General features: G+C 70.3%; 15 protein-coding genes. 8 read left to right on the forward strand and 7 right to left on the reverse strand.

Annotated elements, in window-relative coordinates:
* Nucleotides 1-80: 80 nt before the first annotated feature.
* The 4 genes from KFLA_RS13220 to lipA all read right to left on the reverse strand — a co-directional run bounded on the left by KFLA_RS13220 (nt 81) and on the right by lipA (nt 3,586).
* Complete coding sequence (locus KFLA_RS13220; RefSeq protein ID WP_012920295.1) at nt 81-1,358, reverse strand: SAM-dependent methyltransferase; 1,278 nt, start codon at nt 1,356-1,358, stop codon at nt 81-83.
* An 89-nt stretch (nt 1,359-1,447) separates the two neighbouring features.
* Nucleotides 1,448-1,819 (reverse strand): VOC family protein, encoded by a 372-nt coding sequence (locus KFLA_RS13225; RefSeq protein WP_012920296.1) that lies wholly within the window; start codon nt 1,817-1,819, stop codon nt 1,448-1,450.
* A 74-nt stretch (nt 1,820-1,893) separates the two neighbouring features.
* Nucleotides 1,894-2,589 carry a DUF4191 domain-containing protein gene (locus tag KFLA_RS13230; protein ID WP_012920297.1) on the reverse strand — a complete coding sequence of 232 codons (696 nt, stop codon included), beginning with the start codon at nt 2,587-2,589 and terminating at the stop codon, nt 1,894-1,896.
* 31 nt (nt 2,590-2,620) lie between these two features.
* Nucleotides 2,621-3,586: a lipoyl synthase gene (gene lipA, locus KFLA_RS13235; RefSeq protein ID WP_012920298.1), complete on the reverse strand. Its 966-nt coding sequence runs from the start codon at nt 3,584-3,586 to the stop codon at nt 2,621-2,623.
* 114 nt (nt 3,587-3,700) lie between these two features.
* Between lipA and KFLA_RS13240 the strand changes: the two genes are divergently transcribed.
* The 6 genes from KFLA_RS13240 to KFLA_RS13265 all read left to right on the forward strand — a co-directional run bounded on the left by KFLA_RS13240 (nt 3,701) and on the right by KFLA_RS13265 (nt 10,165).
* Nucleotides 3,701-5,251, forward strand: a complete 1,551-nt coding sequence (locus KFLA_RS13240) for a sensor histidine kinase (protein WP_012920299.1) — start codon at nt 3,701-3,703, stop codon at nt 5,249-5,251.
* 20 nt (nt 5,252-5,271) lie between these two features.
* Nucleotides 5,272-5,931, forward strand: coding sequence for a response regulator (locus KFLA_RS13245; RefSeq protein ID WP_049797568.1), 660 nt, complete (start codon nt 5,272-5,274; stop codon nt 5,929-5,931).
* Nucleotides 5,932-5,935: 4 nt separating this feature from the next.
* A complete protein-coding gene (locus tag KFLA_RS13250; RefSeq protein ID WP_012920301.1) occupies nt 5,936-6,850 on the forward strand; it encodes an RNA polymerase sigma-70 factor in 915 nt (304 codons plus the stop codon).
* 166 nt (nt 6,851-7,016) lie between these two features.
* Entirely contained in the window at nt 7,017-7,898 is an 882-nt protein-coding gene (locus KFLA_RS13255; RefSeq protein ID WP_041289307.1) for an ABC transporter ATP-binding protein, read from the forward strand.
* Entirely contained in the window at nt 7,895-9,079 is a 1,185-nt protein-coding gene (locus KFLA_RS13260; protein ID WP_012920303.1) for an ABC transporter permease, read from the forward strand. Before KFLA_RS13255 ends, KFLA_RS13260 begins: the two co-directional genes overlap by 4 nt.
* A 120-nt stretch (nt 9,080-9,199) precedes the next feature.
* Nucleotides 9,200-10,165 (forward strand): LysR family transcriptional regulator, encoded by a 966-nt coding sequence (locus KFLA_RS13265; RefSeq protein ID WP_012920304.1) that lies wholly within the window; start codon nt 9,200-9,202, stop codon nt 10,163-10,165.
* Nucleotides 10,166-10,621: 456 nt separating this feature from the next.
* Here KFLA_RS13265 and KFLA_RS13270 read toward each other — a convergent pair whose 3' ends face one another.
* The gene (locus KFLA_RS13270) at nt 10,622-12,586 is read right to left on the reverse strand and encodes a hypothetical protein (RefSeq protein ID WP_148256628.1); all 1,965 of its coding nucleotides are present in this window, start codon (nt 12,584-12,586) and stop codon (nt 10,622-10,624) included.
* A gap of 1,116 nt (nt 12,587-13,702) precedes the next feature.
* Entirely contained in the window at nt 13,703-14,425 is a 723-nt protein-coding gene (gene lipB / locus KFLA_RS13275; RefSeq protein ID WP_012920307.1) for a lipoyl(octanoyl) transferase LipB, read from the reverse strand.
* Between the two features lie 119 nt (nt 14,426-14,544).
* On the opposite strand from lipB, the gene KFLA_RS36635 reads away from it, so the two are divergent.
* Together KFLA_RS36635 and KFLA_RS36640 are read left to right on the forward strand one after the other, a co-directional pair.
* Nucleotides 14,545-16,962: a protein kinase domain-containing protein gene (locus KFLA_RS36635; protein WP_012920308.1), complete on the forward strand. Its 2,418-nt coding sequence runs from the start codon at nt 14,545-14,547 to the stop codon at nt 16,960-16,962.
* A gap of 564 nt (nt 16,963-17,526) precedes the next feature.
* Entirely contained in the window at nt 17,527-19,341 is a 1,815-nt protein-coding gene (locus KFLA_RS36640) for a DUF222 domain-containing protein (RefSeq protein ID WP_237706792.1), read from the forward strand.
* Nucleotides 19,342-20,478: 1,137 nt separating this feature from the next.
* Here the strand turns inward: KFLA_RS36640 and KFLA_RS13300 are convergent.
* Nucleotides 20,479-21,381 (reverse strand): TIGR01777 family oxidoreductase, encoded by a 903-nt coding sequence (locus tag KFLA_RS13300; protein WP_012920310.1) that lies wholly within the window; start codon nt 21,379-21,381, stop codon nt 20,479-20,481.
* Nucleotides 21,382-21,507: the final 126 nt, after the last annotated feature.

Below are 21,507 nucleotides of genomic sequence, written 5' to 3' on the forward strand. Positions count from 1 at the left end.
CCTACCAAATTCTGGCGGGCCAACCCTTCGTGTGCGTGGTCAACCCGTCGGAGTTCGGCCGGGGGCGGCTGGGGGTGGAGTCAGCGGCGGGTGAGGAGGAGTTGGACGTCGTCCAGGTAGCCGGCGCGGAAGCCGGCCTCGGAGTACGCGAGGTAGAACTCCCACATCCGGCAGAACGTGTCGTCGAAGCCGAGGGTGGCGATGTTCGGCCACTGCTCGATGAACCGGTTGCGCCAGATTCGCAGCGTCCGGGCGTAGTCGGGGCCGAGGCTGCGCAGGACCTGTGTGTGCAGGCCGGTGTGCTGGTTGGTGACCTGCTTGATCACCTTGACCGACGGGATCAGGCCGCCGGGAAAGATGTACTTCTGCACCCAGGTGAACGTGTTCCGGGTGGCGAGCATGCGCTCGTGCGGCATCACGATCGCCTGCACCACCGCGACGCCGTCCGGCGCCAGCCGCCGCTCGATCGCGTCGAAGTAGACCGGCCAGTACTTCTCGCCGACCGCCTCGATCATCTCCACGCTGAGCACCGCGTCGAACTCGCCGATCTGGTCGCGGTAGTCGCGCAGCGCGACCTGGACCCGGTCGCTCACCCCGGCGTCGGCGATCCGGCGCTGGGCGAGCAGCGCCTGCTGGGACGCGATCGTGATTGCGGTCACCCACGCACCGCGCTGCGCCGCGCGGATCGCCAGGCTGGCCCAGCCGCAGCCGATGTCGAGCACCCGGGACCCGGACCGCACACCGGCGGCGTCCAGGATCGCGTCCAGCTTGCGCAGCTGGGCCGGCGTGAGCTCGTCGTACGACGCGCTGCCGAGGTCCGCGAGCGGATCGCCGCCGAAGTACGCGGCCGAGTACGTCAGGGTCGGGTCGAGGAACTCGGAGAACATCGCGTTGCTCAGGTCGTAGTGCCGGCTGACGTTCTCCCGCGCGCCGGCCCGGTCGTTCTCCTGGTCGGCCGGCTGGGACTTGGTCACCAGCCAGCGCAGCGACTGCGCCCACCGCGGCAGCAGGTGCCGGGTCTCCTCGTTGCTGAACCGCTCGGCGAACGGCACCAGCAGGTCGGCCAGGTCGGTGCCCGGCTCGGGGTCCCAGTCGCCGGCCAGGTAGGCCTCGCCGAACCCGGAGCCCGCGTCCTGCCCCAGCCGGTCCAGGAACGGTCCGCTGCGGTGCACGAGCATGGTCGGACCGCCGTTGCCGTAGCGCCGGTTGTCCAGCACGATCGAGACCGGCAGGTCCTTGGCGACCATCCGGATCGCGGCCAGCGCGCCGGCCCGGCGGACCGGGTTGGAGCGGGGCGCGACCAGGGAGGGCCACGTCTGAGGCACCGGCTGGTGCACCGCTGGCAAGAGATCCGTCATGTCTGTGTCTACCTCGGGTTTCGTCCGTCCTGGTCGCACCCTAAGGCCGGAAGGCGGCCGTCGGGTGTGACCAGGAAGGCACGGTGGTGTCAGCCGGTGCGCTGACCCAGGTACAGGTGATTGCCGTCGGGGTCCTCGGCACGGGCTTCCCGCTCACCCCACGGCTGGTCGGCCGGTTCCTGGGTGATCCGCCCACCGGCGGCCCGGATCCGGTCGACGAGGCCGTCGAGGTCGTCGGTGTAGAGCCAGAGCGCGATCGGCGGCCGGCCCGGCGTGACCCGGAAGTCCGGGTCGTGGCCGAGCCCCAGCGAGGCCTTGCCGAACTGCACACTCACGTACGCCGGTGCGCCCTCGGGTGGGAACTGGTACACCTGCTCACCACCGAGCACGTCGGTGTAGAACGGCAGCAGCCGGTCCAGGTCAGCAGTCGTCACGATAGGGAAAACGTCGTCGACGGCCATGAGTTACCTCCTCGTTCCGCAGGATGGACGACAACCTGACGAACGGGAAGCCCCGGGATCGACAGCCGCCCGGCTCAGCGGCCCTTCATCGCCTGCCGGGCGCCCTTGAGGCTGGTCGGCACCGGGCCCTTCGGCATCGGCACCTGCGGGCGGACCGCGTCCAGCGCCTTCAGCCTCTGCAGCAGGTCGGTGATCTCGGACGGCTGCAGCGCCTGGGGCAGCTTCATCACGTGCTTGGTGAGCTTGCGGATGTCGATCTCGCCCTCACCCTTGCCGGCCACGAGCTGGATCACCGGCGCGCCGCCGGCCACCCGGGTGTGCTTCTTGCCCTCGGCGGCCAGCAGGTTCTTCACCCGGGTCGGCTGGCCCTCGCCGACCAGGACGATGCCCGGCCGGCCGACGACGCGGTGCACGATGTCGGCGTTCTTGGTGACCGCGACCGCGGGCGTCACGTTCCAGCCGCGGCGCAGCGTCTGCAGCGCCGAGGCGGCCGCGCCGGCCTGGCCCTCGATCTGGCTGTACGCCGCCTTCTCCACCCGGCGGCCGAACACGATCGTGGTGGCCAGGAAGCCGAGCGCGACGCCGAGCGGGATCCAGATCAGCAGCGGGCCGACCAGGAAACCGAGCGCGACGAACACGGCGACCACGCCGAGGAAGATCGCGGCGAGCAGCAGCCCGATCCGGGGGTCGGACTTCTTGGTCAGCTGGTACGCCGACCTGATCTGCTTCAGCCGGCTGGTCTTCTCGGCGGGGGCGTCGTTCTTGGCCATCTCTACCTTTGTCCGTGTCCGTCGTGTCGGGTCAGGCGTCCTGGGTCGCGGGCTCGGCCGCCACCTGGGCGGCGGTCGTCCGCGACTCCACAGCCTGACGGTACAGCCGACCGGCCCGGTAGGACGAACGGACGAGCGGTCCGGACATCACTCCGGCGAAGCCGATCTGCTCGGCCTCGGCCTGCAGTTCGACGAACTCCTCCGGCCGGACCCAGCGCTCGACCGGGTGGTGCCGCACCGAGGGACGCAGGTACTGGGTGATGGTGATGATCTCGCAGCCGGCGGCGTGCAGGTCGGCCAGCGCCTGGCTGACCTCCTCGCGGGTCTCGCCCATGCCGAGGATCAGGTTGCTCTTGGTGACCAGGCCGTAGTCGCGGGCCTGGGTGATCACGTCCAGCGAGCGCTCGTAGCGGAAGCCGGGACGGATCCGGCGGAAGATCCGGGGCACCGTCTCGACGTTGTGCGCGAACACCTCGGGCCGCGAGGAGAACACCTCGGCCAGCTGCTCGGGCACCGCGTTGAAGTCGGGCGCGAGCATCTCGACGCCGGTGCCCGGGTTCAGCGCGTGGATCTGGCGGATCGTCTCGGCGTACAGCCAGGCGCCGCCGTCCTCGAGGTCGTCGCGCGCGACACCGGTCACGGTCGCGTAGCGCAGACCCATCTTGGTGACCGACTCGGCCACCCGGCGCGGCTCGTCACGGTCCAGCGCCTGCGGCTTGCCGGTGTCGATCTGGCAGAAGTCGCAGCGCCGGGTGCACTGGTCACCGCCGATGAGGAAGGTGGCCTCGCGGTCCTCCCAGCACTCGAAGATGTTCGGACAGCCGGCTTCCTGGCACACCGTGTGCAGTTCTTCGGACTTCACCAGCGCCTGCAGCTTCTGGTACTCCGGGCCCATCTTCGCGCGCGTCTTGATCCACTCGGGTTTGCGCTCGATCGGGGTCTCCGCGTTGCGCACCTCGAGCCTGAGCAGCTTCCGTCCTTCTGGGGCGATCGTCACGCCCTCCAGAGTACGCGGCGCCGGTCAGGGGCAAGCGCGGGAGTGCCTGCTGACCGCCCGGCACGCTGCGTGCAGGCGATCAGGCGGCGCGCGCGGCCCTTAGGGTGGTGGACCATGGTCAGCCTTCGCCGCTCCGGCGCCGCGCCCGACGCCGAGGCGCCCGCCGCTTCCGGAACGACGGTGTCCGAGCCGGGCACGCCCCCGACCACCGGCGTCCGGGCGGCCGGTTGGGAACGGCCGGGGCCGACCCCGCAGCAGCGGCGCGACGACGTCGTCCTGGGGCTCGGGCTGGCGATGGTCTCGGTGATCGGCACCGAACTGGCCCGCGGCAGCTACCCGACCCCGGTCGACCTGGGCATCGGCGGTGTCGAGCCGTACGTGCTGAGCGTGCTGGTGACCCTGCCGCTGTGTTTCCGGCGGCGGTTTCCGCTGACGGTGCTGCTGGTGGTGTCGGTGCTGTTCGTCGTCGCGGGGGAGCGGACCCTGTTCGCCTTCGCCGGCAACCTGGTCACCCAGGCGACCCAGTTCATGGCGATCTACGCGGCAGCGGCCTGGGCGAAGGACCGGCGGCGGATGAAGCTGGCCGTGGTCGTGGTGTTCGTCGCGATGTTCTGCTGGCTGTTCTACGGGTTCGTGCAGGCGCTGCGCAACGACGCGATCAAGGGCGCGAACGACGGACTGCTGTCGCCGTACGTGTCGTACGTCGTGCTGAACTTCGGCGTCAACGTGGCCTACTTCTTCGGCGCGTACTTCTGGGGCCGGACCGCGTGGGGTGTCGCCCGGCAGCGTCACGAACTGGAGGCACAGGCTGCCGAGCTGGCCCGGCAGCAGCAGACGAACGCCCGCCGCGCGGTCATCGACGAGCGGCTGCGCATCTCCCGGGAGCTGCACGACGTGGTCGCGCACCACATCAGCAGCATCGGCATCCAGGCCGGTGGCGCGCGCCGGGTGATGGAGTCGGACCCGGCGGCGGCCAAGAACGCGCTGAGCGTGATCGAGAACTCGAGCCGGACCGCCGTGAACGAGATGCGCCAGCTGCTGGGCATGCTGCGCGCCGCCGACCCGGACCTGGACGACGAGGAACTCGGGGTAGCGGCGCACAAGGCGCCGCAGGCAGGAGCGGACCGGCTGCCGGCACTCGTGGTGGAGGCGGGCGGTGAGGGGCTGGAGATCGGGTTCCACCAGATCGGCCGGCCGGTGAAGCTGCCGGAGACGGTGTCGGTGTCGGTCTACCGGATCGCGCAGGAGGCGCTGACGAACGTGCGCCGGCACTCGACCGCCCGTACCGCGCACGTCACACTGCGGTACCTGGACGAGACGGCCGTCGAGGTCGAGGTGATCGACGACGGCCGCCCCAAGCACGCCCCGGTCGGCAGCCGGCTGGGTCACGTCGGCATCCGCGAGCGCGTTGCCCTGCTCGGCGGCGAGAGCGAGATCGGCCCGCGACCGGTGGGCGGCTTCCGCGTCCGGGCCCGGATCCCGCTCACCACGCCCGTCCCGGTCGAGGCCGGTGGTGGCGACTCGCCTCCCACGCCTTCGGCGGACGGCGTACCGGCGCCTGCCGAAGGGGCGGCGCCGCGCCTCGCCCCACCCGCCGACGGCGGTGAGCCGGTGGATGGGGAGACTGACCGACCTGTGCAGCAGTCCGAAGGAGCAACGCAGTGAGTGACACCCTGACCAGCCCGATGCGGGTCCTGCTGGTCGACGACCAGGACCTGGTGCGGGCCGGGTTCCGGATGATCCTGTCGGTCGAGCAGGACATCGAGGTGGTCGGCGAGGCCGCCGACGGTGAGAAGGCGGTCGAGCTGGCGCTGGACCTGCGCCCGGACGTCGTCCTGATGGACGTCCAGATGCCCGGCCTCGACGGCATCGCCGCGACCCAGCGGATCGTCGCCGCCGACGCCGGCAAGGTGGTGATCCTGACCACGTTCGACCGCGACGACTACCTGTTCGAGTCGCTCGGCGCGGGCGCGAGCGGGTTCCTGCTGAAGAACACCGCCCCCGAGGACCTGGTCGAGGCGATCCAGGTCGTGCACTCCGGCCACGCGCTGCTCGCCCCCGAGGTGACCCGCCGCGTGATCAAGCGGTTCGCCGGCGGCGGAGAGCGGGTCTACCGCCCGGATCTGGTCGCCGAACTCACCGACCGCGAGCGCGAGGTGCTCGGCCTGATCGCGCGCGGCCTGACCAACACCGAGATCGCCGGCCAGCTGTTCGTCGGGGAGGCCACCGTCAAGACGCACGTCTCCCGCGTCCTGCTCAAGCTCGGTCTGCGCGACCGGGTTCAAGCTGTCGTGTTCGCCTACGAGTGCGGCCTGGTCGTGCCCGGCGACGACGCCACCAGCTGAGCTCATGCCGAGCATCGCGGACCCGTCGGCCGAGCCGCACCCTCCGGACAGCGACCTCGAGCAGGCCGCTCGGGTCTTCGCCGAGGTCCGGCCGCGGCTGTTCGGCATCGCCTACCGGATGCTGTCCAGCGCCGCCGAGGCCGAGGACCTGGTCCAGGAGGTGTGGCTGCGCTGGCAGACCTGCGACCGCAGCGCCGTGACCAACCCGGCGGCGTACCTGGCGACCACGACGACCCGGCTGGCGATCAACGCGATCCAGTCCGCCCGGGTCCGCCGGGAGACATACGTCGGGCCCTGGTTGCCCGAGCCGGTCGACACCAGTGCCGACCCGTACCTGGGTGCGGAACGCGGCGACGCGCTGGAGCTCGCCGTACTGGTCCTGCTGGAGCGGCTCAAGCCGAACGAGCGAGCGGCGTACGTGCTGCGGGAGGCGTTCGACTACCCGTACCCGCAGATCGCGGAGATCCTCCAGCTGCACGAACCCGCCGTACGCCAGCTCGTCAGCCGCGCCCGCAAGCGGGTGACCAGCGATCGCCGTACGCCGGTCAGCGAGCCCGAGCAGCGCCAACTGCTCAGCGCCTTCATCAGCGCCGCCCGGTCGGGTGATCTGGCCGCACTGGAGAACCTGTTCGCGGCGGGCGTGTCCAGCTACTCCGACGGCGGCGGTGTCGTCCGGGCGGCCCGGATCCCGGTGCACGGCGCGGACCGCGTCGCGAAGTTCGTGCGAGCCTTCGCCGGCCACTTCTGGGGCGGCATCGAGGTGGAATGGCGCACGCTCAACGGCCGGCAGGCGGCGCTGCTGCGGCGGGACGGCGTGCTCGCCGCCGTCGTCTCCGTGGACGCGTCGGCCGACGGCATCGAGCAGATCATGTGGCTGATGAACCCGGACAAGCTCGAGGCCCTCGCCGGAACCGGCTGACCCCGCGGCAGGACGCCGTCCCTCGTGCGGATGACCCCGGTGATCACACTACGGACCGACGTGCGAACGAGTCCGGCTGACTAGCGTTGGCAACACTCCCGCACAGGGAGCGGCCGGGCGTGCGCCCGGTCAGGGGGCCGGAGCAGTAGAAGGAACGGTGAACGGGATGCTGAGCGTGGCTGGGCTGACCCGGCGGTTCGGTGATCACCTTGCGCTCGACGACGTGACGTTCGACGTCGTGCCGGGCCGGATGACCGGCTTCGTCGGTGCCAACGGGGCCGGCAAGACGACGACGATGCGGATCATGCTGGGGGTGCTGGCCGCCACGGCCGGCGAGGTGCACTGGAACGGCGCGCCGCTGACCCACGAGATCCGCCGCGACTTCGGCTACATGCCCGAGGAGCGCGGGCTCTACCCGAAGATGAAGATCCGCGACCAGCTGGTGTTCTTCGGCCGGTTGCACGGGCAGGACCCGAACCGGGCGGCCGAGCGGACCGACAAGATCCTCGACCGGCTGGGGCTGACCGAGCGGGCCGGCGACATGCTGGAGACGCTGTCCCTGGGCAACCAGCAGCGGGTCCAGATCGCCGCCGCGCTCGTGCACGAGCCGATCGCGCTGGTGCTGGACGAGCCGTTCAGCGGCCTCGACCCGCTGGCCGTCGACGCGATGGTGGACCTGTTGCGCGAGGAAGTGACGCCGGAGGTGCCGGTGCTGTTCTCCAGCCACCAGCTCGAACTGGTCGAGCGGCTGTGCGACGACCTGGTCGTGCTGTCCCGCGGCAAGGTCGTCGCCGCCGGCCCGGTGGCCGAACTGGCGGCCGGCCCGAGTGCGACGTACCGGCTGGTGACCGACGGGGACGCGGGCTGGCTGCGCGACGTCGGCGGCATCACCGTCCGCGACGTGGCGGGCGCGACCGCGCTCTTCGACGTCACCGAAGCGGGCCAGGAGCAACAAGTACTGCAGCAGGCAATGAGTCGCGGGCAGGTGCTCGAGTTCGGGCCCGAGCGCGTGGCGTTGAGCGACGTCTTCCGGGAGGCGACTCGATGAGCACCCAGCAGCGCAGCACCACCTTGAGGCACCCGTGGCAGCTGGTGGCGCACCGCGAGATCAGCACCAAGCTGCGGGACAAGACGTTCATCGGCTCGACCCTGTTCATGCTGATCCTGGTGCTGGCGGCGGTGGTGATCCCCGCGCTGCTGGCCGGCAACAACGACCCGGACAAGATCGCGGTGCTGGACGACAGCGGCGCGAAGGTCGTCCAGGTGGCCGACGCGATCAACGGGGGCGGCGCCTTCGAGGTGACCCGGGTGGCCGACCGGGCCGCGGCCGAGAAGGCCGTGACCGACGGCGACGCCGAGGCCGCCCTGCTGCCGGCCGACACCGGGTTCGTCGTACTGGGGGACGACAAGGTCGACTCCGACACGCAGAACAGCCTGCGTGAGGCGGTGGTGAACCTCGGAATGGAGCAGAACGCGGCGAAGGCCGGGCTCACCCCGGAGCAACTGCGGGCCAACACCACCGTCGAGGAGCAGTTGCTGAATCCCGGGCCGCTGCCCGAGGTGGTGGCCGGCTTCGTGAACATCGGTCTGGCGCTGGCGTTCTACATGACCGCGCTCGGCTTCGGCATGATGATCGCGCAGAGCGTGGTGCAGGAGAAGGAGAGCCGGGTGGTCGAGATCCTGGCCGCTGCGGTGCCGATCCGCGCCCTGCTGTGGGGCAAGGTGATCGGCAACACGGTGCTGGCGCTGGGGCAGATCGTGGTGATCGCGGCCGCCTCGCTGATCGGGCTGGTGCTCACCGACCAGGCCGACATCCTCGAGGTCGTCGCGCCGGTGGCCGGCTGGTTCGTGGTGTTCTTCGTGCTCGGGTTCCTCGCGCTGGCCGGGCTGTGGGCGGTGGCCGGGTCGCTGGCCACCCGGCAGGAGGACCTCGGCTCGACCACGCTGCCGGGGCAGATGATCCTGATGCTGCCGTTCTTCTTCTCGGTCTTCGCCGGGCCGTCGGCCAAGGCGGTCGCCTCGTTCGTGCCGATCGCTTCGTCGATGGCGATGCCGGGCCGGATGCTGACCGAGGACGTGCCGGTCTGGCAGCCGCTGGTGGCGATCGTGCTGCTGCTGGTCGCGACCGTGCTGATCGTGCGGCTCGGGGCCCGGCTGTACGAGCGGACGCTGCTGCAGACCGGGCGCAAGCTCGGCTACCGGGAGGCGATGGCGCTCAAGCCGTCCTGATTCATCGGACCTGGTTCATCGGCACAGCCGGGCGAGCGTTACAGACTTCGCCCGGCTGTGACGAAACCGCAATGCGACCTGGCTGTCTGCCGTGCCGCACCTCGGCTACGGTCACAACGCATGAACGTCGAGCTGCGCCACCTGCGGGTGGTGGTCCTGGTGGCAGAGGCGGGGTCCGTCGGACGGGCCGCCCGCTGGCTGAAGGTCAGCCAGCCGAGCCTGACCGCTCAGCTCAAGCGCATCGAGTCGGCGTTCGGTGGCGAGCTGTTCGAACGCTCCCGCACCGGCGTCACCCCGACCCCGCTCGGCCGGTACGCCGTGGAGCGGGCCCGCGCGATCCTCGTCGACGTCGACCACCTGTCGGCGACCGTGTCGGCGATGACCGCGGTCCAGTCCAGCGCGGTCCGGCTCGGCGGGTTCCCGACCGCGCCGATGTCGGGCATCGCGAGTCGGCTGCGGGACCACGGTGAGATCGAGCAGGTCAGCATCGAGGTGGAGTGGGCGACCAGCGTGCTGCTGCAGCAGCTGGAGAGCGGGCGGCTGGACTTCGCCCTGCTGCGCGAGTTCCCCGGCTTCGAGCTGCGGCTGCCGACCGGGGTGAACGCCCGCACGATCGTCGACTCCGAGTCGGCGTACGTGGTGATGGCCGCCGACCACCCGCTCGCGGTGGCCAGCCGGCACCGCGGCGAGATCGACCTGGCCGACCTGGCGGGGGAGGAGTGGATCGGCGAACCGCCGGACGACAGCGGCTTCCACGTGCTGTTCCGATCGGCCTGCGAGCAGGCCGGCTTCACACCCCGGGTCGAGCACCACTCGGTGGACACGTCGGTGGTGATGGGGTTCGTCACCAGTGGTCAGGGCGTCGCGCTGATCTCGCCCACGTCGTACCGGATGCTGTCGAGCGAGGTCACCACCAGACGGCTGGTGGGTGATCCGTTCCACCGGCGGCTGCTGCTTGCGTGGAGCACCGAGTCGCCTCGCGCGCCGATGGCGCCGGAGGTCTGCCAGATGGCCGTCCAGGCGTACGACGAGGCTTTCGCCGAGCATGCGCGTTGGGGCCAGCGCCAGCGGATGCACGTCGCCTGACGTTGCGCGGGGTTCTTCGGTCTTTCGGGGGAAGTTGGTTGTACCGGGGGCGTCCGGCGTTCTTGCCGTACTGGACCGGTCGGCGGCGTCCTCGGCGGCAGTCGGGAACGCATCGCCGGTGGAGGCATCGGAATTGAGCTGGCCCGGGCGGCGTTTTGCCGTACTGGACCGGTCGGCTGTGTCCTCGGCGGCGATCGCGAACGCATCGCCGGCGTAGGCATCGCGGTCGAGCTGGCCCGGGCGGCGTCTTGCTGTACTGAAGGCCCGGCGGCGCCGTGTTGTACCGGCAAAGGCAGGTCAGCTCCTCGGCCGAGGGGTGCGGTGCCCAGGAAAGCTGTGTGCCCGCACCGGCGCCGGGCGTCCCCTTGGCCTGGGCTGACGCGTTGTCCTGTGCCGAAAAAGGCCCGGCGGCCGACTCCTCGTGGAGTCGGCCGCCGGGCCTACTGCTCAGTGTCCTCAGGCTCCCGCGGGCCGGAACTGCCCCGGAAACTCCATCATCCCCGGCGCCGCGACCGGTTGCCCACCGTGCTGCGGCGTCTCGAACGCATCGACGAAGAACTCCCCGGTGTCCTCCGGATCAGGCCCGTCCATCCGCTCCCGGTACTGCTGCCCAACCTCTTCGTTGCTCTGCCCGAACCCAGCGACCCCCAGGCTCGCCGTCGGCCCGGCAGCCCCGTCGGGCTTCGCTCCCTCCGACGCCTGCCCGGTCTCACTCGGCCGCACCGACTCGGTCGGCTCCGATGACTCGATCGGCTGCGCTGACTCCATGGGCTGCACTGACTCCAGAGGCTGCGTCTCCGTGCCCGCGCTCTGTTCGGTGGCCTCCGTGGGCTGCACCGACTCCATGGGCCGCGTCTCCGCGCCCACAGTCTGCTCCGAAGGCTTCGTGGCCTCCGCAGTCGCCTGCGGCTTGTCGTCCACGACGGTCTCGTGATCTGCCGCTCGAGCCGGCACTCCGCTGCCCGCGGCAGGCTCTGCGCTGTCCGCCACAACGCCCGCCTGAGACGCCGGCGGCACCTCAGCCGTGGGCGGAACCGGAGCAGCGTGGCGAGCTTCCACAACCGTCGGCTCGCCGGCGACAGTCGCCGTCCCGACCGACTGCGGCGTCCCGGCCGACTGCGGCGTCCCGGCCGACTGCGGCGTCCCGGCCGACTGCGCCGTCCCGGCCAACTCCGGCCTCTCAACGGCCCGCGGCGTCGCTACGGTCTCCGATGCCTCCGCAACCTTCGTCTCTTCGGACGCCTTCACAGGCTCCGGCGCGACAGTCGTCTCTCCGGCCGGCTTAGCAGCCTCCGGCGAGACCGTCATCTCTTCGGAAGCCTTCACGTTCTCCGGCGCGACCGTCGACTCTGCCAACGGCGCCACACTCTCCGGCGCATCTTTCGGTTCGGTCGTCGCAGCCTCGGCCCGCTCGGCGCCAACCTGCGTCTCGGCACGCGAAGACACCCCAGCCGCCGCGGACTCCTTCGCCACAGCAGCCCCCGCTACGCCCGCCCCAGCAACTCCAGCAGCAGCCGCCCCAGCAACTCCAGCAGCAGTCGCCCCAGCAACCACCGGCGCCGCAGCAGCCGAACCCCCGCCGTCCTTCCCGCCCTTGTCCGCACCATCAGCCGAAGTCACCGGCGAGACAACCGTCTCATCCCGATCGACCGGCATCATCTGCGTCTCGTCCGCCCCGGCGGGCACCTGCGTCGCCCGCTCAGCGCGCTCGTTGCCCGCGGCACCAACAACAGCCGTGTCGTCCCGCTCGGCCCGCACACCGGAGTTCGGGAACTGCATCGTCTGCTCATCCGCTTGACTGCGCGGCTGAATCGCCGCCGGCTCCGCTTCGAACGGATCGTCGTAGCCGCTGTTCCCGAAGTTGGCGAACCGGTTCTCGCCAGCCGCCGGGTAGTCGTTCCCAGCAGCAGCCGGGTACACCGCCGCGACCTCGGCCTCCTGCTGCGCCTGCGCGAGCTCCTGCTCCCGCTGCCGCCGAGCAGCCTCGGCCCGCGCCGCCCGGCGCCGCCGTACCGCCCGAGTGATCAGCTGAATGGCGTACACCAGCGAGATCACCGCGAGAACCGGCACCAGCCCGTTCAGCGTGTACTGCTTGATGCCGTCGATCATGCCGGTGGTCACGCCCGGGACGTCGTTCAGGAAGTTCGTCGTCCGGTTGGGGATCCAGTGCACGGCGTAGATCATCGCGCCGAACGTCAACGCGGCGCCGAGCGCGGCCGCCCCGGAGAAGTACGAGACGACCAACCAGAAGAACAGCGCTCCGATGCCATAGGCAAGCGCCATCTCCTTCGCGTTCAGCTCGATCCCGCCGTCCGCCGTCAGCACTCCGAACGCCGCCGGCCCCGCCACCGCCACGACGATCCCGAGAAGGAAACCAAGGAATTTGGACACATCCCCACCGTAGCGACGTTTTCCCCACACACAGCGACGACACTTCGCGCGCCGAGCCCAACGTTGACCTACACCCGGTCACGACCCCGCAACAACCAGACAACGACAGCCCCACCCGCACGAACCCCACGGCCCGCCTACCCACGACCCCGCCGGCGATCGCAACCAGCAACACCAGCCCGCCCGACCTCCCAGCAGGCGACGCCGCAGCCAGAACATCGACGTGCCGCCCACCTCACTGCCCCCCAATCGCCGCCGGCCCGGCCTTCTCAGCAAGCCCCTCAGTCCCACAACGACGCACGTACTGCAGTCCAACCCCGGCACCTCCAACCCCGGCGTCATCCGGCACTGTCCCGCCCAGCTGCCGCAGCGTGTCCTCAGCCCCACCGACCGATGCATCGCAGCCCGACCCGTCAACCAGCTGCTGTGCAGCGCGACCCGTCAACCAGCTGCGGTGCTGCTATGCCCTGCTCAACTGCTACGGCCGCGTGTTCCCGCCCTCCACCGCGACGGACGTATCGCTGCCCCATCCCGCCAACCGGCCGCTATGCAGTTTCCGCCGCTCAGCCGCCAGGACGTCCCCAACCTTCATGCCCCCAGACATACCGCCGCCCATCCCGCGAACCGGCTGCTGTGCAGGCGCCGCCGCCCGGCTGCTACGGCGTGCTCCGGGACGTAACGCCGCCCCTCTCCGCGAACCGGCTGCTGTGCAGGCGCCGCCGCCCGGCTGCTACGGCGTGCTCCGGGACGTAACGCCGCCCCTCTCCGCGAACCGGCTGCTGTGCAGGCGCCGCCGCCCGGCTGCTACGGCGTGCTCCGGGACGTAACGCCGCCCCTCTCCGCGAACCGGCTGCTGTGCAGGCGCCGCCGCCCGGCTGCTACGGCGTGCTCCGGGACGTAACGCCGCCCCTCTCCGCGAACCGGCTGCTGTGCAGGCGCCGCCGCCCGGCTGCTACGGCGTGCTCCGGGACGTAACGCCGCCCCTCTCCGCGAACCGGCTGCTGTGCAGGCGCCGCCACTCAGCTGCTACGGCGTGCTCCCGGACGTAATGGCGCCCAACTCCGCCAGGCAGCGCCAACTGAGGTCCTACGCAGTCACCGCCAGACCAACCGCGGCACTGCTAACGCCTACCTGCCGCCTCCAGGCTTACGGCGTGACCGCCAGCCCGTACGTGATCCCAGCCGGCGCTGCATCCACATGATCCAGATCGGGCGTCCGCTCGTACTCTTCCCAAGCGAGCATCCGGTCCAGCTCCCGCCGCACCGTCGGCAGCACCTCGCCGACGCTCACATCCCGCCCGAGCTCCTTCGACAACGTCGTCACGTCGGCGTCCGAGATCCCGCACGGCACGATCCGGTCGAACCAGGCCAGATCGTTGTCACAGTTCAGCGCGAACCCATGCATCGTCACGCCCTGCGCCACCCGGATCCCGATCGCCGCGATCTTCCGCTCCCGCCCACGTTCGTCAGCCGGCACCCAGACCCCACTGCGCCCCTTGACCCGGCCCGTCCGCACTCCCAGCTCAGCGCAGACCGCGATCAACGCCTCCTCCAACCGCCGAACGTAGTCGACGACGTACACGTGCGAGGCCAGCTTCACGATCGGGTAGCCCACCAACTGTCCCGGACCGTGCCAGGTGATCTTGCCCCCGCGGTCGACGTCCACCACGGGCGTACCGTCCATCGGTCGCTCGTGCGCCTCGGTGCGCTTGCCGGCGGTGTAAACCGGCGGGTGCTCGAGCAGGATGACCGTGTCCTCGCCGCTGCCTTCGACAACCGCAGTGTGCAGCTTGCGCTGCTCCGCCCACGCCTGCTCGTAGTCAACCGCCTCGGCGCCGAACCCGGCCTCCACGTACTTGATAACCCTCACGCCTTCGAGTCTATGCCTCCCGCTCGCCCGGCCAACCTCCCTATCCACAGCCCCCGGCAACCCTCACCGACTGTGGATAACTCCGCAGCCGCCGCTCGACATTCGTGCACCCTCCTTGCATGGCACTCGAAGACATCTCCGGCTACAGCCTGCGCCGGAGGCTCGGGTCCGGATCGGCCGGCACCGTCTGGCTGGTCCGCGACCTGGCCTCCGGCCGCCACGCCGTACTCAAACGCATCCCCGCCACCGCCGCCGACTCACCAGCCACCCTCGACCGTGACTTGTCCGTCCTCAAAGCCATCCAGCACCCGCACATCGCCCGCCTCATCGAGGTTCGCCATTCCGGCCCCGACCGCCTCCTCTTCACCCAGTACGTCCCCGCCGGCACCTTGACGGCCCTGCTAGAACGCCGAGGCGACCTCTCACTGGGCGAGTTGGTCACCCTCGTTAACCCGCTGGCCGACGCCCTCGCCACCTTGCACCAAGCCGGCCTCCACCACGGCCGCCTGACCGCCGACAACATCATGTTCGACGCCGACGGCCGCCCCGTCATCACCGACGCCGCCCTCCACCACTTGGCCCCGGCCGCCACCCCGGCTGACGACCTCACCGCCCTGGCCACCCTCACCTACCAAGCCGGCGGCGATCCGACCACGTTCCCGGCCGAGCTCTTCACCCAGCCGGCTCCCACCCTCGCCCGCCAGGTCCTAGCCCTCGCCCCGCCCCGAGCTCTCAACCTCGCCTTCGAACGCACCTCCATTGCCACCGCCGTCGACTCCTCATCAACCGCCGCAACCGACACCGCCCCCGCCCCAACGCCCCTTAACGCCACGCCAACAACCACCCGGGCCACGCCGACAACCTTCTCGACCGCAGCTCCCACCGCAGCCGGCAACGCCACGAACCCGTCCGTCGAGAGCGCCGCCATCAATCCCCACCCAGCCGACGAACCCCTCACCACCGGCTCAACCCTTGACCCCCTCCGAGCTCTCACCGTCCGCCGTTTCCCCATCAACAGCAGCCGTCCACAATCCGCCTCGGCTCACCCCTCCACCCCGCGCCCTTTCGCCCACCCCCGACCGGCCCTTGCCGCCCAACCCCCGACGAACGACCCGGTACGCCCCACCCCCGCCGAATACCGCCCCACCCCGCCCGGCCTGACCCCAGCCGAGCCTCCCGCGACAGCGTCGGCCTTCGCCACCGAAAGCCAACGACCCACACCTGCGCCGCACTCCACACCGGCCGCCTCCACGGGCCAGCGGCCCACACCGGCACCAGACTCCTCATCCACCACGACCGCAGACCAACGGTCCGCGCCAACACCGTCCTTCCCGCCCGATCGCCTGAGCCAACGGCACACACCGCCCTTCGACTTCGCCGACGCCCACCTGGCGAGCGAGACGCCCACGCCGGCATCCGATCTGAGTCGTGTGCATCCAGCGATCCACGGGCCCACGCCGGCGTTCGGTTTCGGTGGCGCCGACCCGGCGAGCGAGACGCCCACGCCGGCATCCGGTCTCGGTGATGTCCCGGCGGACCCAAGGCCTACGCCGACACCCGGTTTCGGTCACGCGGACCCAACGAACCACAGATCTACGCCAGCGTCCGATTCCCCCAACGCCGAGAGGGCGCGCGAGCCGGCCAGCTTCTTGCCACAGTTCAGTCCAGCCCTGCATCCGAATGCCCTCCCACCCACGGACGCCGTCACCTTCCTCGCCCCACCCGCTGACGCGCCAACGCGCCCAAGCCCCACTGGCCGTCCCAGCCGCTCCACCCGCCATCGCAAACGCTCAACACGCACTAGCCACCGCACGCCATCCCGTACCCCACGTCGCGACACCAACCGCCGAGCCCACCGAGACACCACCAACCGCCTCAGCCAGATCCTCGCCGCCTCTCGTCGAGTCCCACCCTCGCGCCGCAACGCCTACGGAATCCTCGCTATGGCAGCCCTCGCCGCTGTCATCGTCCTAGCCGTCGCCCTGACCACCCTCGGCGTCTTCAAAACCCCTACCACCAACCCCGCCGCAGCCTCCCCGCCCTCACCCACGCCACCGCCGGCGCCGTCCGCATCCACCACGTCATCTTCGGCCGCGCCACCGCCCGCCACCCCCGTCTCTACGCCCACCACCACCCCGGCGATGCCATCCGCTCCCGGCGATCGAACCTGGCTGCAAACCCTCCAGTCGCTCGACAATCGCCGAGCCCACGCCTTCTGGACCCTCAACCCCACCGAACTCGACGCCGTCTACTCACCAGGCAGCCGCCCCTGGACCGCAGACCGCGCCCTCCTCGCCTCGTACAAGTCCCAAAACGTCCGAATCTCCAACCTCCGCCTGCAAATCCAGCACCTGCAACAAGAACCCGGCCCCGGCCCCACCATCACCCTCAAGGTGACCGACCGCCTGATCTCCGCCACCGCTCACACCCGAACCGGCCAACGTACCCAGCTCGCACCCGGGCCCCCAACCACCCGCCGAATCACCCTGACTCCGCACGGCAAAACCTGGCGAATCACCACCATCGCCCCCGCCTGATGCACCACCCCTCACTCAAGAACCCCGCCAACACAAACTGCCTCCAGCGCAATCGCCGCGTTCCCAGCGCCCGCCATCTTGAATCGAGCAGCGTGCTGCCGACCACCAAGCGGGCGATCGACTGGTCATCGGAAACCTGATCCAGCGCATGCGACGCTCCCTGCGACGTAGCCGCCGGTCGCCCACCGCCATCACCGTGTCGCGCACCACTGCACGTCTTCGCTCGCGAGGTCCTGCGCCAACGTTTCCCGGGGCTGTGTCGTCAACCTGAGCAGCCATGCAGCAAGCGTGTGCGTCGACCCGACGCGCACCACCGTCACGGCGAAGAATGCACGCCCTGCATGAGTGCATCCCAACCCTGGCGATCATTCCTCGCGCGCGACGAAATGGTTGCCTCTGGCCACGCCTTTGTGGCCGCCGTAGCGCTATCACGGCAGCTGCTTGCCGAGCTGTCGCTCCGACTAGCTGTGGACAACGTGGCCACAATCGGCCATTCTTTGAACCGCCTTATAAATAACGGCTCCTCGACGAAAATTGTCGGTGCCCTGCGGCAGCATGGTGGACATGGAGCACTGGGAGCAGCGGCCTGTCTGGTCGATGAGCGGCAGCGAGATGCTGACTGCTCTCGACACCGTCCACGCCGACATCTCCCGCCTCCAGACATACCGCCTGGAGCTCCTCGCGGCCCTCGACGCCAACGGCCACGCCGCCGAGTTCGGCGCCCGGGACACCGCCCACCTGATCTCGACCCGCCACCGCCTCGACCCCACCGACGTACGCCGCGACTTGCGCCTGGCCACAGCACTCCCCAAGTACGACACCGTTCGCGCAAGCCTCAGCCCATTCACCCCTTCGGATCCGGGCAGCACAGCACCACTACATCCAGGACAAGCTGAAGCAATCGTCACCGCACTGGAAAGGATCCCCACCACTGCGCGAGTCCCGGTCGAAAACCTGAAGGTCGCCGAGCAAGAACTGGTCAAGGCCGCCCACGTGCTGAGCCCCGCAGATCTCCGCAGACTCGGCAAACGCGTCCGCGACACCCTCGACACCGACGGCCCCGAACCCGCAGAAGCCCGCGCCTTGGCTGCAGAAACTCTATGGCTCAAACGCGGTGACCTCGGCACCGAGTTCGGCGGCTACCTTGCCGGTGCCAACGCCGAACTTCTCCACACCCTCATCCTCGCTGGCGCGAAACCCCACAAGACGGTCGACGGCCACCGCGACCCCCGCAGCCGCGGCAAGCGCCAAGCTGACGCTCTCACCACCATCCTGACCACCGCCGCAGCCACCGGCACCGCAGCGCCATCCCACGGCGACATCAAACCCCACGTCACCGTCACCATCGCGCTGAACGACCTCGCCACCGCCACCGGCACCGGCACACTCGCCTCGGGCACCACCCTGTCAGCAGGCGCCATCCGGCGACTGGCGTGTGACGCAGGCCTGATCCCCATCGTGCTGGGAACCGACTCCGAGCCCCTCGACGTCGGCACCCACCACCGCTTCGTCACCCGCCCCATCCGGCACGCCCTCAACGCCCGCGACAAAGGTTGCATCATCTGCACCGCACCGCCCGCCATGTGCGAAGCCCACCACATCGTGCACTGGGCCAATGGCGGCCCAACCGCCCTCACCAACCTCGCCCTTCTGTGCCGACCGCACCACACCGACGTGCACCAAGGCCACTACACCCTCACCACCCACAACGGCCGCCCCCACTACACCCGCCCGGGATGGGCCGACCCTCCACCAGCCCACCCGCGGCCGTCTTCCGATGACTCACTACCTACAAGCGCGTCGCTCACCCACCCCTCGCCATCACGCGCGAGCAGGCAGGTCGCGCCGGCACGTCCGTCGACCGGGCAGGTCGTGTTGGGGCGTCCATCGGGCGGGCAAATCCCGTTGGCAGGCGCGCCGAACGGAGTGGTAGCGCCGGCACGTGCGTCGAGTGCACTGGCGACGTCTGCAGGTGCGTCGAGTGGACTGGCCACGTCGGCAGGTGCGTCGGTCGAGGAGGTCGCGCCGGGAGGTCGGTCGGGCGGGCGGACCGCGCCGGTCGGTTCGTCGAGCGGGCACGTTGTGTTCACTCGTGCGTCAGTAGGGCAGGTCGCGTCGGCCGATCAAGTCGTATTGGGAGGTCGGTCGGGCGGACTAGTCGCGCCGGCACGTTCATCGGGCGGAGAGGTTGCGTCCGCGGGAGGGTTGGGCGGACTGGTTGCGAAGGCATGTTTGCCGGGCGGACCGGCATCAGTCGCACCCGTCGCCCCCGCGCAGGCGGCAACCGCACAGGGATCACGCGCACAAGCTTCACCGACATCCCGCCCGCCGCCAACGCTCGCAGGCGACCGACTGACGCACGGCAGCGCTCAAGCGTGAATGGGCGCTGCAACAGGTCAGCGGTTAGGTGGCAATGGATTGGGCCGGCGCGGCGTGGTCTATCCGCCTGGTTCCTGGTTCCTGGTTTTCGTGTCTCGTTCGCCCTCCACGTGAACTTAGCCTCCTGCGACCGTGCACCACGAGAGGCGAGCCAGACCAATAGGCTGCGATACGGCTCTGCTGCGGCCCTGGGCGATAGGCGATATAAGGCCAGTAGTGGAGTGAGGCATAGAACCGCGGTTGGCGGTGAGCTGGACGGTCGGGAGAGGCGCGAAGCCGCTGGTGGGTGCGGCCGGTGGTCGGTCTGGTGTGAGGGCGGCGACTAGGGAGCCGTGTGCCCGCAGGCGGGGTAGGCGCAAAGGCCGGTGGTGGGCCGGCGTCTCCCGGGTTCGGCCATGGTGGCCTGGCGGGCCTGGTGCAGCTGGCGGTGGCTGCGGGCAATTACGCACGTGGGGCAGTGCGAGGCGGGTGAGCCAGACGTCTGCCGGGTGCAGTCCATGGCAGGTCTGGCTGAGGGCGGCGGTAGCTGAGGCATGTCCGCGGGTGGGGCGGGTGAGGTCGGCGGTGAGGAGAGCGCCTGGCGGGTAGGGCGTGAGGCTGGCGGTGGGTGAAGGGAAGCCACCAGCCTCTGCCTCATCGAGCTCGCGTAGCGCGTGTCGTGCACCTCCGGTTTCGGCGTCCGGGAGGTCACCAGTCTCGGCCTCATCGAGCTCGCGTAGCTTCGGCCGCATCGAGCTCCGTAGCGCGTGTCGTGCACCTCCAGTTTGGGCGTCGGGGGGCCACTAGAGGGCTCGGCGTAGAGGCAGGTGGTGGGTGGGTGATCCAGCGGTCAGGCTGAAGTCTGCGGTGAGGGTCCTGATGTTGGGCCGCGCGTGGCGCGGCTGATCGGTGGAGTGTGACGCCGGTGAGGGATGGAGCTGAAGTCGCCGCTGTCGCGAACACATCGCACACGTGCTCCGGCGGTAACCGCGAGCTGGCTGGCGCGGGACTTCGCGCGGACCGCCCGGCACCACCCGGCCACTGAGCACTCCAGCGATCGCCGCACCGCCTTCCTGGCCGGGCATGAACGCCTGGACCAGACCGGCCGCGCGCTCGAGAACGGTTCGCCCGTCGGACCAATCGGCGCGGGGTGGTCCGCTAATGCTGGTGTTGATGAGTGAGCGTGGCAGCTAGGGCTTCGGGGGTGGTCGGGTGAGTGAAGGTGAAGCCGGTGGACTGGAGGGCTTGGGGGAGGGCTCGTTTGCTGCCTAGGAGTTCCCAGGCGAACTCGCCCAAGGCCGTGGTGAGGGCGGGGGCGGGGATGGGGAGGATGGCGGGGCGGTGGAGGGCGGCGGCCAGGGCTTTGGTGAAGGCGGCGTTGGTCGTGGGGGTGGGGAGAGTGACGTTGACGGGGCCCGTGATGGTGCTGGTCGTGGCGGTGTGGCGGATGGCTCGGAGCCAGTCGATGAGGGAGATGACGGGGAAGTACTGGGTGCCGGATCCGAGGCGGCCGCCTAGGCCCAGCCGGAACGGGAGGGAGAGCAGTTGGAAGGCCGGGGCCTGGCGGGCGAGGACGATGCCGGTGCGGAAGGAGACGACTCGGCAGCCGGCGGTTCGGGCGGGGTCTGCGGCGCCTTCCCAGACGCGGACGACGTCGGCGAGGAAGCCGTCGCCGAGGGGGGAGTCCTCGGTGAGGATGCGGCCGCCGCAGTCGGTGCCGTAGCCGCCGATGCCGCTCTGGGTGATGAAGACCGGGCGGTTGTCCAGGCGGGCGGCTGCCTCGGCAAGGGTGGCGGTGGTGCGGACGCGGCTTTCGCGGATGGTGGCGCGGTACGTCGGAGTCCACGGGCGGCCGATGTTCGCGCCGGCGAGGTTGATCAGGACGTCGGCGTCTTCGAGGGCGGTGTGGTCGATGCGGCCGGTGAACGGATCCCACTGGAGTTCGTCGGGGGCCGAGGGAGTACGGCGTACCAGGCGGGTGACTTCGTGGCCGTTGGCTCGCAGGTCCTGGGTGAGGGCCTGGCCGAGGAAGCCGGAGGAGCCGGCGAGCACGTACTTCATGGATCCTCCTGGGACCGGTGATCGGGAGAGAAAAAGAGCCGACCCGCCGCGGGCGTGAGGCCCGGGCGGGTCGGTTGTGCGGGTCAGCCGTGCTGCAGTCCGCTCGGAACCGCAGGTCCTGCTGAG

This window comes from Kribbella flavida DSM 17836 (assembly GCF_000024345.1).
GTDB lineage: Bacteria > Actinomycetota > Actinomycetes > Propionibacteriales > Kribbellaceae > Kribbella > Kribbella flavida.